This window comes from Bacteroides celer (genome assembly GCF_002632415.2).
In the GTDB taxonomy this organism is placed as follows: Bacteria; Bacteroidota; Bacteroidia; order Bacteroidales; family Bacteroidaceae; genus Bacteroides.
Genome location: NZ_CP178209.1, coordinates 5,965,236 through 5,978,675 on the forward strand (window position 1 = coordinate 5,965,236; position 13,440 = coordinate 5,978,675).

A 13,440-nucleotide genomic window follows, 5' to 3' on the forward strand; every position below is an offset into this window, starting at 1 on the left:
ATTATTATCAAAACACGCTACGATTCATCCGCTTGAGAACCTACAGGGTCTATTGCCTCCGTGGCCTTTATTTTCTTTGCGAACATTCTCTTTTCGAGTAGTTCTGCAAATTCCTGTTCCTTGACAGGCATCACCGAAACAAACTTCCCTTTTCCGTATTCTATCAGGGTATAATCCGTCACCGAGAAGCGGCCGAATTTCATGGAATGGTATTTCCTGACTGCAGTAATTTCGGAAAGCGGGATGATCTTCTTGCGAATAAAACGACCACGTGAGACTTCCAGATCACCATTTGTTGTTAATGTATAAGTAGTGTGTATAATTTGTTCGATCACTACAATCAGCATCAACATAAATAGTACTGCCACCAAGATATACTTACACCACAATGCGCCGACGGCATTCACAGTAAGCACCACCAACAGGAAATATTGGTACCAGGCGATGCGGGCATGAAAAATTCGATTCATTTTGTCAGATTTTTGCCTGCAAGGTAGCAATTTTATGAATTAGTGACAACGAAAAGTACAACGAAGTAACTTATTTTGTAGCTTTGCGGTGAGAAATAACAAGATTATGGTAAGAAAATTCGATTTCCTCGTTATCGGTTCCGGAATTGCCGGTATGAGTTTTGCGCTGAAAGTGGCGCACAAAGGTAAAGTTGCTCTTATCTGTAAAAGTGGGCTGGAAGAAGCCAATACGTACTTCGCCCAGGGAGGGGTAGCCTCCGTCACCAACCTTCTGGTGGATAATTTCGACAAGCACATTGAAGATACGATGATTGCAGGCGATTGGATCAGCAACCGTGCCGCAGTAGAAAAGGTAGTGCGCGAAGCTCCCGCACAAATTGAAGAACTGATTAAGTGGGGAGTGGACTTTGACAAAAACGAGAAAGGCGAATTTGACTTGCACCGCGAAGGCGGACACTCGGAGTTCCGTATTCTTCACCATAAAGATAATACGGGAGCGGAAATTCAGGACAGCCTGATTAAAGCCGTACAACGCCATCCGAATATCACGGTCATCGAAAACCAGTTTGCCATTGAAATCCTGACACAGCATCATTTGGGTGTAACCGTAACCCGTCAGACACCGGACATCAAATGTTATGGTGCTTATATCCTCGATCCGAAAACGGGAAAAGTAGATACCTATCTTGCTAAAGTGACGCTAATGGCTACCGGTGGAGTAGGAGCCGTTTATAAAACGACCACTAACCCACTAGTCGCTACCGGAGACGGTATCGCCATGGTTTACCGTGCCAAAGGTACGGTGAAGGATATGGAGTTTGTACAATTCCACCCTACCGCCCTGTATCATCCGGGAGACCGCCCTTCTTTCCTGATAACGGAAGCAATGCGTGGTTACGGAGGTGTACTGCGTACAATGGACGGCAAAGAGTTCATGCAGAAATATGATCCCCGTCTTTCACTCGCTCCCCGTGACATCGTGGCACGCGCTATCGACAACGAGATGAAGAATCGTGGAGACGACCATGTATATCTGGATGTTACCCACAAAGATCCCGAAGAAACAAAGAAACATTTCCCCAATATCTACGAGAAATGTCTTAGCCTGGGCATCGACATCACGAAAGATTATATCCCGGTAGCCCCGGCCGCCCATTATCTCTGCGGAGGTATCCTTGTCGACCTGGACGGACAATCTTCCATCGAACGTCTTTATGCCGTGGGAGAATGTTCCTGCACAGGATTGCATGGAGGCAATCGTCTGGCTTCCAACTCACTGATAGAAGCAGTCGTATATGCCGACGCTGCCGCCAAGCACAGTCTACAAGTGGTCGATCAATATTCTTATAATGAAGATATTCCCGAATGGAACGATGAAGGAACCCGTTCGCCGGAAGAAATGGTGCTCATTACGCAAAGTATGAAGGAAGTGAACCAGATTATGAGTACGTATGTAGGTATTGTCCGCAGCGACCTCCGTCTGAAACGTGCCTGGGACAGACTCGATATTATCTACGAAGAGACTGAAAGCCTGTTCAAACGCAGTGTAGCGTCCAGAGAGATTTGCGAATTGCGTAATATGGTGAATGTGGGCTATCTGATTATGCGTCAGGCAATGGAACGTAAGGAGAGTCGCGGGTTACATTATACGATTGATTATCCGCACGTGAAGAAATAACAAGAAAGAGAGCAATTGCTATTTACAAAGGCAATATATCCTATAAAAACAGAAAATGCCGCTTGCAGTAATTTGTAAGCGGCATTTCTTTATTCTACTTAATCTATTGATTAATAGTTTTCTTTCTTCACCTCGAAATAAGCCTGCGGATGCAAACATGCCGGGCAAACTTCAGGAGCTTCCTTACCTACAGTGATGTAACCGCAGTTACGACATTGCCACACCACTTCGCCTTCTTTAGCGAATACAGTCATATTTTCGATGTTGTTCACGAAAGCAAGGTATCTTTCTTCGTGACCTTTTTCTGCGATGGAGATATTGCGGTACATAGCAGCAATCATCGGGAAACCTTCCTGTTCTGCCACATCAGCAAAGTGAGGATAATCCAGTGACCATTCTTCATGTTCACCTGCTGCAGCAGCGCGAAGATTTTCAAGTGTAGTACCGATTACGCCAGCCGGATAGCTAGCTGTGATTTCTACCATACCACCTTCGAGGAACTTAAACATACGTTTTGCATGTTCTTTTTCCTGATCGGCTGTTTCTGTAAAGATAGCTGCAATTTGTTCGTAACCTTCTTTTTTAGCGACACTTGCAAAATAAGTGTAACGCATTCTAGCTTGTGATTCTCCTGCGAATGAAGTCAACAGATTTTTCTCTGTTTGAGTTCCTTTAATACTCTTAGCCATAATTCTATTTATATTTTAAATTGGTTGATTACCAAACGTAACTTGTCGTACTATTTATAACGCAAATATAAGAGATTTGTTCATAACAAGCCACCTTTTCTTGATGAATAAAAACTATCGGCTCATCGATGAAATCTATCAATAGATAAATAGTATGTTCAAAAACATACTTCTTTCGATTATTTTATATAACTTTGCAACCTCCACTTTGCAAAAAAGAATGAAGTACACGTATAACAACATATAAAAATGAAGCTATTTGAATTTAAACCCAAACTGGTTTCTTGTCTAAAGAATTATTCGAAAGAAACGTTTATGGCGGACCTGATGGCCGGTATCATCGTAGGTATCGTGGCACTCCCATTGGCCATCGCCTTCGGTATCGCTTCGGGAGTCTCACCCGAAAAAGGTATTATCACCGCTATCATTGCCGGATTTATCATTTCTTTATTGGGCGGCAGCAAAGTCCAGATCGGTGGTCCGACAGGAGCATTTATCGTCATTATCTACGGCATCATACAGCAATACGGCGAGGCCGGACTGATTGTAGCCACGCTGATGGCGGGCGTACTCCTTGTATTATTAGGAGTGTTCAAGCTGGGAGCGGTCATCAAATTCATTCCTTACCCTATCATCGTTGGATTTACCAGCGGTATCGCCGTCACTATTTTCACGACCCAAATCGCCGATATTTTCGGTTTATCTTTCGGAGACGAGAAAGTGCCGGGAGACTTCGTCGGGAAGTGGATGATTTATTTCCGTCACTTCGATACAATCAACTGGTGGAATACCATCGTTAGTATTGTCAGCATTATTATCATCGCTATCACTCCGAAGTTCTCAAAGAAAATTCCCGGCTCGCTGATTGCCATCATCGTAGTCACGGTAGCCGTTTACCTGATGAAAACCTTCGGAGGAATCGACTGCATCCAGACCATCGGTGACCGCTTCACCATTAAATCAGAGTTGCCCGATGCCGTTGTGCCTGCGCTGGATTGGGAAGCTATCAGGGAATTGTTTCCGGTGGCTATCACCATTGCCGTATTGGGAGCTATCGAATCTTTGCTGTCGGCCACTGTAGCCGACGGTGTGATAGGCGACCGCCACGATTCCAATACAGAACTGATCGCACAGGGAGCAGCCAATATCATAGCCCCTTTGTTCGGAGGTATTCCCGCCACAGGTGCTATCGCCCGTACCATGACGAATATCAACAACGGGGGTAAGACACCGATAGCCGGAATCATTCATGCAGTAGTATTGCTGTTGATTCTGCTCTTCCTGATGCCACTCGCACAATATATTCCGATGGCATGCCTTGCCGGCGTACTGGTCATCGTATCTTACAACATGAGCGGATGGCGTGTATTCAGAGCTTTACTGAAGAATCCGAAATCGGACGTTACCGTACTGCTTATCACCTTCTTCCTGACCGTTATCTTCGACCTGACTGTCGCTATTGAGGTAGGATTGGTCATTGCCTGCGTTCTCTTTATGAAGCGTGTCATGGAGACTACCGAAATCTCGGTGATTACCGACGAGATTGACCCGAACAAAGAATCGGATATTGCCGTACATGAAGAAAACCTGATGATTCCCAAAGGCATTGAGGTATACGAAATCAACGGCCCTTATTTCTTCGGTATCGCTACCAAGTTTGAAGAGACAATGACACAACTGGGAGACCGCCCCAAAGTACGTATCATCCGTATGCGCAAGGTTCCGTTCATCGACTCCACAGGTATTCATAACCTGACTGCTCTCTGCGAAATGTCGCAGAAGGAAAAGACTACCATTATTCTTTCGGGAGTCAACAAGAACGTGCATAATGTACTGGAAAAAGCCGGATTCTACGAGTTGCTGGGAAAAGAGAATATCTGTCCGAATATCAATGTAGCATTGGAAAGAGCAAAGAGCCTGGTAGAATAGCACTGTTTATCAGCTACTTGCAATCCATATATGCCGTACATATTGGACATATAGATCCAATGTGTGCGGCATATATGGCCTACGTGTAGGATCTATATATCCAATACGCTGAATCTATATGCCCAACAAGCGGGGTATATAGATTTATCACGTGGGCTGAACAAAACCCTATTTGAAACTAAAAGTTTCACACCGGGAAACAAAGTGTTTCACACCGAGAAACGGATTGTTGTACTAAATCCCGCATACGTAATAGCTAAAGTTTGCTATCTGTATGCGGGATTCCTTTTTTTTTGCTGATTTTAGTGGTGATATTTCCAATGTTCAACCAATAAACATTCTCCACTATGGCAAATTTTATTCAGCGTGCCAGTGACTCCATCTCGGGGTTTGGTCAAAGTTATGAAAAATTTTCCAAACAACTTCTTATTGAGCAGTATTCTCCTGGTAGTATAAAAAGTTATGGCCATAAGTTGGCTGCTATCAGCTTTCACTTCAAAAAACTTCCTGAACACTTAAGCGAAGATGATTGCCGCGATTATTTCAGCATGTTGCTCTCTCGCACTCCTTCACCGGGTTTGAGCTATTTCAAGCACACGGTTTACAGTCTCCGCTGTTATCGCAAGACGATGCATCTTAGCGAACTTAATTTTTCTCTCCCCCGTATCCGTAGCACGAAGAAACTTCCGGTTGTTCTTTCCCAGTCCGAAGTGATCAGCCTTTTGCGGCACTGCGGGAATATCCGCAGCCAATCCCTGCTGTCTCTGATTTATTCTTGCGGGCTGCGTTTACGTGAACTGGTCAATATGCAAATTTGTGATATTGACAGCAAGCGCATGCAGGTTTTCATCCGCCAGGGCAAAGGTAGAAAAGACAGGTACGTCCCCCTTTCCGGCAACCTGTTGCTTCTTCTCAGGGAGTATTTCATCCAGTACAGACCCGCGGTATATCTTTTCAACAATTGTTTCGGCGGACAAATCGAAGATTCCGAGATCCGCTATCTTTTTAAACAAGCGGTTCATTCGTCCTGCATCCTTAAACCCTGCACGCTTCATACCCTTCGTCACAGTTACGCCACGCACCTGCTGGAGATGGGCGAAAATATACTTCGCATCCGTGACCTTCTGGGACATGCCGATATAAAGACAACCCTGGTTTATCTTCACCTTGTCAATCTTCCTGCCGGAGGTTACGCCTTCAGTCCACTGGACCGTCTTGAGGGAGTGGGATATAACAATACGCAGCCATGAGGACGGAGTTTGAGGTCGGTCAGATTATTTCCCGCTTCAAATCATCCTTTATCAGCCAACATCATCCCTGCGGCAGGGTTCTCCAGGTCCTCTCACGCCTGGAACAGTGCCGTACCTCCGCTTTGGGAGGGCATGTGGATGCCTGTCCCCAGTGTGGAGTCGTACGTGTTAGTTACAACAGCTGCCGGGACCGGCATTGTCCCAAATGCCAGGGAGCCGAACGTGAGGTATGGATACAGGCACGCAAAGAGGATATGTTGCCCGTGAAATACTTCCATGTGGTATTTACCTTGCCGGCCGACTTGCATTCACTGGCACTGGGTAATATGAGACACACCTGTTCATGCCTGTTTGCCGCTGCCTGGAAGACACTCGCAGCCTTCGCTGCCAATAAAGGCGCCCAGGCGGGAATGGTAGCCATCCTGCATACATGGGGAAGTAACCTGCACTACCACCCCACCTGCACTGTGTAGTGCCCGAAGGAGGGATAGATGACAAGGGGGAATGGAGGAAGATCTCAGGGGCAAATCAGGACAGTCCTTTTCTATTCCCGGTCAGGGCCATGGGCAGGGTGTTCAGAGCCAAGTTCATGCAAGAGTGGAGCAAACATGTGAAAGTACCCCAGGCAACAAGAAAGAAGCTGTTTGAAAAAGAATGGGTGGTATATAGCAAAGCACCGTTCAAAGGCGTGGAAAGGGTCATAGAATACTTAGGGCGTTACTCACACAGGGCAGCCATCAGTAATGCCAGGATTAAGGGAATTACAGATACAGCCGTCATGTTTGACTATAAGGATTACAGGGATGGGGGAAAACATAAGATGATGACACTCACGGGAGAAGAGTTCGTACACAGGTTCAGTAGGCATATATTGCCGGCAGGATTTGTACGTATCAGGCATTACGGATTCCTGGCAGCATGCAACAGAAGGAAGTTGACAAGCATACAGATAAGGATGAAAGTACCACCGGCACCACTTAAAAGGAAAAGAGCCAAGTGGAAAGAACTCTGCCAAGACAAATGGAGGGAGTATAACTTATGCAAGCATTGCGGAGGGGCGCAGATGATTACAATTGAAGTTTTCAGACCAGCCAGGTCGCCACCCGGAAGAGGAAGTTCCAAACCGCTGAACGGTACTTTTTGAAGAAGAAAATATATTCACAGGAAGAATGAAGTCCTGGGAGAGAGGCTCTGTGGATATACATAACGGAAAACACGGTAAAAACACCGGATAGAAAGAAAAAGGAGGAAAAAAGGGAGATTGGAATCAAGAAAGGCTGAAAAAACAAGTATAAAAGCAAGCACAGGACATTAGGAAACTGCTGAAAAAAAATACAGATACAGAAGTAACCCCCATAAAAAATAGAAAACGTACAACAAAGGCTCCATATGCCCTAAGGGGCACACGAAGCCCTATTTCGTTTCAAGCAGTGAAACACTTTTTGAAACTAATATTCCATAATCCGGTGTATTTATGAGTTCACTTTTTATCAGTGCAAACAAAGATACCCTCTTTCCGCTACTTTCACAAACAAATGATTTTAAAAATGTTCTCTGCCCTGATACTCTTCCAACAGGAATTCATAATGAGTACTGCAAGAAGTGATAGATAAGATTTGGAGTTTAAATAAAGGCTTGTTCGTCTCTTTTATTTTCAAGGCTTCTATTGTAGATACATGTATATCAAAAAGAAACATCACCGGCTAATTACCGGAGCAGGGAAGAGAAGTAGGAGAATCAGTTTTCCCTACCTTTATTAAATCTATGACATAAGTTCCACAAGCTTTTCAAGCGATTGCACATGATACTTCTCAATAACCTCAATGCATTGATGAAGATAATCTTCGGGCACTTCCACCCCATTCCATTTGTACCAACGCTTCACCATTTCAAAACCTGCATGGTGCTTCTTTGCGATATTCCAGATGGTGATGATGTCATCTTGTCCTTTTCTTAATTTTAACCGTTTCAATTCAAGTACTCCCTTGTAGATTTTGATTTCTTCATCATAGATGAGCTGTTTCCTCAACGTCAGTTCATCATCTCCCAGAAAAGTGACATGGGTCATGAGTCGTCGTTCGTCACTGAACTCGGCTACAGCGATGCCATGGTCGGAAACAATGAAATAACCGCCATTGTCCCTGCGAGTATACAAGACATCCGGATTATTATACACAAAGTAATCGAACAGACTTTTCCCTTTGAGGTCTATTTGATAATGGTCAATGTAGCGCTCCTTGTATCGTTGCATGAAGTGTGCCGTGTAATGCATTACTATATTGGAAGACTTGAAACCTGTTATTTGGATATAGCCATTGCTTGAAGTACCGATAACGGGAGCATAAGCTTGAAATGCCAAAGCATGCATATACGAATTGTATCTCCCCTCTATCGTCCATACATTTCTTCGGGTGGTGGTGATAGTCATACGTTGGGGCGCCATAGGAAATGGACTCATCATCGTTGCTTTCTTACGAACCTTATCTATAAACATGTTCGCTTTGGTCGATATTGCAATGAGGTCCTTATGTGCTTCGGCATATAGTTCCTCCCGGCTCATACTTGTCAGATACATACTTGTTTTTTTACAGGAGACAAAGGTAGCATTTATCTCCAGACCGGACATCATCCGTCGGATTGTTTTTTTTGAAAGTTGGATATACTGAATGTAAACCAGCCCCGGTTCTTCATTTGAGACATCTTGCCAGACCCGCAAGAAAGCACTGTTGGTGATTTTTAAAAGCTTATCGGCTGCAAGCCAATTCACCGTATATTAACCGATTAAACAAACGGGCTGCCACAGAATCACTTCTCCGGCAGCCCTTCTTTCATTAAATTAGAAAACAGAGAGTATGATACAGTTTATTCCTGACCTCCCCCTAAAGCACGGTATAGGTTAATTAAACTTTGTATTTCAGTAAAATGATTGGCCGTCTGCGAGAGTTGCGCACTAAGCAATGACTGCCGGGAGGTAAGCACTTCCAGATAGGTCGTATTACCATGCTCCATCAACAGAGAAGTGCTTCGCAGAGCCGTTTGCAGGGAAGTGATCTGTTTATCCAGCAAGATTCTTTTTCCCTGACTGGTTTGATAGGCAATCAAAGCATCATTCACCTCACTACCGGCATTGAGCAACGTTTGCTGAAAACCGAGCGCTGCTTCTTCCTGTTGCGCACGGGCAATGCGGTATTGTGCCACCACCTGTCCTCTGTTAAAGAGCGGCTGCGTAAGCGAACCTACCGCCGACGCGAGAAACTTGCCCGGATTGATAATCATCGCCCCGGCAGAGTTTGTCCATCCGGCACTCCCGCTCAAAGTGATGGAAGGATAGAAAGCCGAACGTGCCGCATTGGTGCCATAGAACGCCGCTTCCAGCGTCCGCTCTGCCGAACGGACATCCGGACGGGAAGAAAGCATTTGGACAGGAATCCCTATCGAGAAGTCGGCAGGAAACTGTTGCTTTGCCAATACACCACGCTCATAGTTGCGTGGCGTCTCCGCCAATAATAAGGCAAGACTGTTCTCCACCTGATTGATCTGCTGCTGCAAATCGAGAACCGAACCCTGCACCTGATAATAGGCCGCCTCCATCTGCGACACAGCCGATTCGTTTGCCAGTCCCGCATTCATTAATGCACGGGTGGACGCAACGGTTTCTTTCCATGCCTCTTCCGTCTGACGGGAGATGTCGAGTTGTTCGTCCAGCATCAACAGGGTGTAATAGGTATTGGCGATACCTGCTATCAACTGCGTACGGACTGCCTGACGGTAATCCTCGCTTTGAGCATAAAGCGCTTTCGCCTGTTTCTTGGAGTTGCGCATACGCCCGAAAACGTCCAACTCCCAACTGGCAGTAACGGGCAACGAATAAGTCTGCGTAGCCTTCTGCGTATCGAAACTGCTCACTGTTCCCTGCGGAGCAAGAGCAAAAGCGGGCAGAAAAGCAAGTTTGGCGGACATCAGTACGGCCTGTGCTTCTTCCACACGGAGCTGGGCAGACTGATAATCGGTATTGGTCTGCAATCCCACTTCAATGAGGGATTGCAGATAAGGGTCGGTGAAGAGTTCCCGCCAGTCCATATTACCCAGACCGGTAGTGTCTTCGGTCACCACTTTCCCGCCGTAAAGATCGTCGGGAACGACAGTGGCAGGTTCATATTTGGTATAGATGCCACAACCGCTCAACGACAGACTGATGGCAACTAATGTGATGATATTCTTCTTCATTCTTTCTTTCATTTATTTACGTTCGCGTTCAACTTCACTCTTTTCTTTCTCTAAAAGCACCTGCACATCTGGTTCCTCTTCCATCGGTTTACGGATTTTCTCCTGCAAAAACTCAAAGATGATGTAGAAAACCGGAACGACAAAGAGCAATGCCAGTGTCCCGACAGCCATACCGCCCACAACACCCGTACCCAGCGAACTGTTGCCATTGGCACCCGCACCGGAGGAGAACATCAGCGGAAGCATACCGAAGATCATCGTCAACACCGTCATCAGGATAGGACGTAAGCGGACTTGTGCGGCAGAGTAAGCAGACTCCACGATGCCCATTCCCTTGCGGCGACGTTCTATGGCGTACTCCGTAATCAGAATGGCCGTCTTAGCCAGCAAACCGATCAACATAATCACACCCGTCTGCAGATAGATATTATTCTCCAACCCGAGTATTTTGGCGAAAAGGAACGACCCCATCAGCCCGAACGGCACGGAGAAGATAACGGCAAACGGTATGAGGAAACTCTCGTAGAGGCAAGCCAGAATCAGATAGACAAGGAAGATACAGATGGCGTAAATGAAAACCGTCTGCGCACCACCGCTACTTGCTTCTTCACGTGCCATACCACCATATTCATATCCGTAGCCTGCCGGCAAAGATTGCGCAGCCACTTCTTCAATCACTTTCTGCACCTCGCCGGAGGAGTAACCGTCGGCAGGATTCACATTGGCGGTGATGGTGCTGTAAAGATTGAAACGGTTGGCCGTTTCCGGTCCCAGCACTTGTTTCAGCGTCACGAACTGGCTCACCGGAGCCATCTGCGTACCATTGCGTACAAACATATTATTCAGTGCCTGCTCGTCGAGGCGATATTCAGGCGAAGCCTGCATCATCACACGATATACTTTACCATACTGGTTATAGTTGGAAATATACGCGCCACCACAATAACTGCCCACCGCATCGAGCACTGCACTCGGCGAAATTCCTGCACGCTTACATTTGGCAGCGTCCACTTCCACCGATATCTGCGGGAAGTTGATAGCATACGATGTATAAGCCATTGCTACCTCCGGACGCTCGTTCAAAGCACCGAGGAACTGTATAGCCGCTTCATAGAACGTAGCCAGTTCTCCACCCGTCATGTCCTGAAGGTTCAGTTCGAGGGAGTTACCCATACCGTAACCCGGAATCATGGCAGGCTGGAAGCTGAATACCTGCGCTTCCTTTATCGCCTGGAATTGTCCGTTGAGGCGGGACACCACAGCATCCGAGCTATGCTCCTTGCCCTTTCGTTCGCTCCAGTCTTTCAGACGGATAATAATCGTACCGTACGAAGTTCCCTGACCGGATATCAGTCCGTATCCTGCTACGCGGGCATAGTGTTCTATTTCGGGCGTATCTTTCAGGATATTTTCCAAGCGGTCCATCACTTTCGTGGTTTCTTCGAGCGTACTTCCCGGTGAAATGCTGACATTCACCATAATGACACCTTGGTCTTCCTGCGGCACAAGTCCCGTTTTAGTGGTACTCATCAGGTAAACCAGCAAGGCAACGGCAACAGCCAGTGAAGTCCACACCATCCAGCGATGGCGGATGAAGAACATCACACCTCTCTTATATTTACCCAATACGGCATTGAACGAAGCATTGTAAGCTGCACGTACCCGTCCGTTGATGCTCTTGGCACTCTTGGTTCCGTCCGACGGACGCATCATGATGGCGCACAAAGCGGGACAGAGCGTCAAAGCCGAAATCATCGAAATACCTACGGCAGTTGCCATCGTGATACCGAATTGTGTATAGAACACGCCCGAAGTACCTCCCATGAAGGTTACAGGAATAAACACAGCCATAAATACACAGGTACAGGAGACAATAGCCATCGTCACGTCGCCCATTGCGTCTTTCGTGGCAAGATAGGCAGACTTATATCCGGCATCGAACTTGGATTGCACGGCTTCCACCACCACAATGGCATCATCCACCACCGTACCGATGGCAAGCACCAGCGCAAACAGTGTCAGGATGTTCAGACTGAAACCCGCAGCCACCAGACAGGCAAACGTACCCACCAACGACACAATGATAGAGATGGAGGGAATCAGCGTACTCTTCAGATCCTGCAAGAAGAAATAGACCACGAGGATGACCAGAATGATGGCAATAATCAGCGTCTCCACCACATTGTGTATGGAAGCGAAAAGGAAGTCATTGGAACTCATCATCGTAACGAACTCCGTTCCTTCCGGCAGATTCTTCTCCATCCGCTCTATCTGCGTAGTGATTTCTTTGTTGACAGCGGTAGCATTGGAACCGGCTGTCTGGAATATCATATAAAGAACGGCCGGCTGACTGTCCATTTCACTGCGGAAACTATACGTCATCGTACCCAACTCCACCTCTGCCACATCTTGCAGGCGAAGTATGGAACCGTCTTCCCGCGAACGGACAACCGTGTTCCGGAATTCTTCCACGCTTTTGAGGCGTCCGCGATATTTCATTGTAAACTGGAAAACATTCTTCGAACTCTCGCCCAGTGAACCGGTAGGAGCTTCGATGTTCTGCTCACCCAATATGGCGGTAATGTCCGACGGAACCAGTCCGTATTGCGCCATCCGTTCCGGTTTCAGCCAGATACGCATACTGTATGTATCGCCCAGCTCCATCACGTCTCCCACTCCCTCGATACGTTTAATCTGGGGAATGACATTGATGTCCAGGTAATTGGCTAGGAACGTCTGGTCGTATCGACCGTCCGTGCAGACCAAAGCACCAATCTGCAAGAAGCTGGTCTGCCGCTTCATTGTGCTGACACCGACTTTCGTTACTTCAGCCGGAAGCAATCCCTGTGCTTTAGCCACACGGTTTTGCACGTTGACTGCCGCCATATCGGGGTCTGTGCCCTGCTTGAAATAAACCTGTATAATAGCCAAACCTGCATTGGAAGCACTGGAACTGATATACATCATGTCTTCCACACCGTTGATACTCTCCTCCAGTGGCATGATGACACTGTTCATCACTGCCTCGGCATCGGCACCCGTATAACTGGCAGTTACATATACCGTTGGAGGCGCAATGTCAGGATATTGCTCCACCGGCAGCGTGAAGAGCGAAATAAGCCCTATGGCCAGAATCAGGACAGAGATGGAGATAGCCATCACCGGCCGTTTTATAAACACATTTCCTTTCATAATCA

Annotated in this window: 10 protein-coding genes; 5 read left to right on the top strand and 5 right to left on the bottom strand. The window is 46.7% G+C overall.

Going from position 1 to position 13,440, the window contains the following annotated elements; all coding sequences use genetic code 11:
• Positions 1 to 17: 17 nt before the first annotated feature.
• Positions 18 to 470, bottom strand: coding sequence for a PH domain-containing protein (locus tag CJF29_RS23705; RefSeq protein WP_074559259.1), 453 nt, complete (start codon positions 468 to 470; stop codon positions 18 to 20).
• A 106-nt stretch (positions 471 to 576) separates the two neighbouring features.
• Here CJF29_RS23705 and nadB point away from each other — a divergent pair, with 106 nt between their 5' ends.
• On the top strand, positions 577 to 2,148 hold the full coding sequence (gene nadB, locus CJF29_RS23710) for an L-aspartate oxidase (RefSeq protein ID WP_004298834.1): 1,572 nt from the start codon (positions 577 to 579) through the stop codon (positions 2,146 to 2,148).
• A gap of 110 nt (positions 2,149 to 2,258) precedes the next feature.
• Here nadB and rbr read toward each other — a convergent pair whose 3' ends face one another.
• The gene (gene rbr / locus CJF29_RS23715) at positions 2,259 to 2,837 is read right to left on the bottom strand and encodes a rubrerythrin (RefSeq protein WP_004302842.1); all 579 of its coding nucleotides are present in this window, start codon (positions 2,835 to 2,837) and stop codon (positions 2,259 to 2,261) included.
• 249 nt (positions 2,838 to 3,086) lie between these two features.
• On the opposite strand from rbr, the gene CJF29_RS23720 reads away from it, so the two are divergent.
• The 4 genes from CJF29_RS23720 to CJF29_RS23735 all read left to right on the top strand — a co-directional run bounded on the left by CJF29_RS23720 (position 3,087) and on the right by CJF29_RS23735 (position 7,160).
• On the top strand, positions 3,087 to 4,766 hold the full coding sequence (locus CJF29_RS23720) for a SulP family inorganic anion transporter (RefSeq protein ID WP_074559260.1): 1,680 nt from the start codon (positions 3,087 to 3,089) through the stop codon (positions 4,764 to 4,766).
• Between the two features lie 347 nt (positions 4,767 to 5,113).
• Positions 5,114 to 6,016 carry a tyrosine-type recombinase/integrase gene (locus CJF29_RS23725; protein WP_413544495.1) on the top strand — a complete coding sequence of 301 codons (903 nt, stop codon included), beginning with the start codon at positions 5,114 to 5,116 and terminating at the stop codon, positions 6,014 to 6,016.
• Complete coding sequence (locus CJF29_RS23730; RefSeq protein WP_413544515.1) at positions 6,013 to 6,489, top strand: transposase zinc-binding domain-containing protein; 477 nt, start codon at positions 6,013 to 6,015, stop codon at positions 6,487 to 6,489. Before CJF29_RS23725 ends, CJF29_RS23730 begins: the two co-directional genes overlap by 4 nt.
• Complete coding sequence (locus CJF29_RS23735; protein WP_413544516.1) at positions 6,489 to 7,160, top strand: transposase; 672 nt, start codon at positions 6,489 to 6,491, stop codon at positions 7,158 to 7,160. The genes CJF29_RS23730 and CJF29_RS23735 overlap by 1 nt, the downstream gene beginning before the upstream one ends.
• A 618-nt stretch (positions 7,161 to 7,778) precedes the next feature.
• On the opposite strand, the gene CJF29_RS23740 is transcribed toward CJF29_RS23735, so the two are convergent.
• The 3 genes from CJF29_RS23740 to CJF29_RS23750 form a co-directional block, all read right to left on the bottom strand.
• Positions 7,779 to 8,783, bottom strand: coding sequence for a hypothetical protein (locus CJF29_RS23740; RefSeq protein ID WP_254780857.1), 1,005 nt, complete (start codon positions 8,781 to 8,783; stop codon positions 7,779 to 7,781).
• Between the two features lie 95 nt (positions 8,784 to 8,878).
• Complete coding sequence (locus CJF29_RS23745) at positions 8,879 to 10,243, bottom strand: efflux transporter outer membrane subunit (protein ID WP_074559270.1); 1,365 nt, start codon at positions 10,241 to 10,243, stop codon at positions 8,879 to 8,881.
• 12 nt (positions 10,244 to 10,255) lie between these two features.
• Entirely contained in the window at positions 10,256 to 13,435 is a 3,180-nt protein-coding gene (locus CJF29_RS23750) for an efflux RND transporter permease subunit (RefSeq protein WP_074637969.1), read from the bottom strand.
• Positions 13,436 to 13,440 lie beyond the last annotated feature (5 nt).

Bases quoted from the DNA above. Each gene is read 5' to 3' on its own strand.
- nadB (WP_004298834.1), top strand. From the start codon at position 577: ATGGTAAGAAAATTCGATTTCCTCGTTATCGGTTCCGGAATTGCCGGT.
- rbr (WP_004302842.1), bottom strand. From the start codon at position 2,837: ATGGCTAAGAGTATTAAAGGAACTCAAACAGAGAAAAATCTGTTGACT.
- CJF29_RS23750 (WP_074637969.1), bottom strand. From the start codon at position 13,435: ATGAAAGGAAATGTGTTTATAAAACGGCCGGTGATGGCTATCTCCATC.
- CJF29_RS23705 (WP_074559259.1), bottom strand. From the start codon at position 470: ATGAATCGAATTTTTCATGCCCGCATCGCCTGGTACCAATATTTCCTG.
- CJF29_RS23720 (WP_074559260.1), top strand. From the start codon at position 3,087: ATGAAGCTATTTGAATTTAAACCCAAACTGGTTTCTTGTCTAAAGAAT.
- CJF29_RS23730 (WP_413544515.1), top strand. From the start codon at position 6,013: ATGAGGACGGAGTTTGAGGTCGGTCAGATTATTTCCCGCTTCAAATCA.
- CJF29_RS23745 (WP_074559270.1), bottom strand. From the start codon at position 10,243: ATGAAGAAGAATATCATCACATTAGTTGCCATCAGTCTGTCGTTGAGC.
- CJF29_RS23725 (WP_413544495.1), top strand. From the start codon at position 5,114: ATGGCAAATTTTATTCAGCGTGCCAGTGACTCCATCTCGGGGTTTGGT.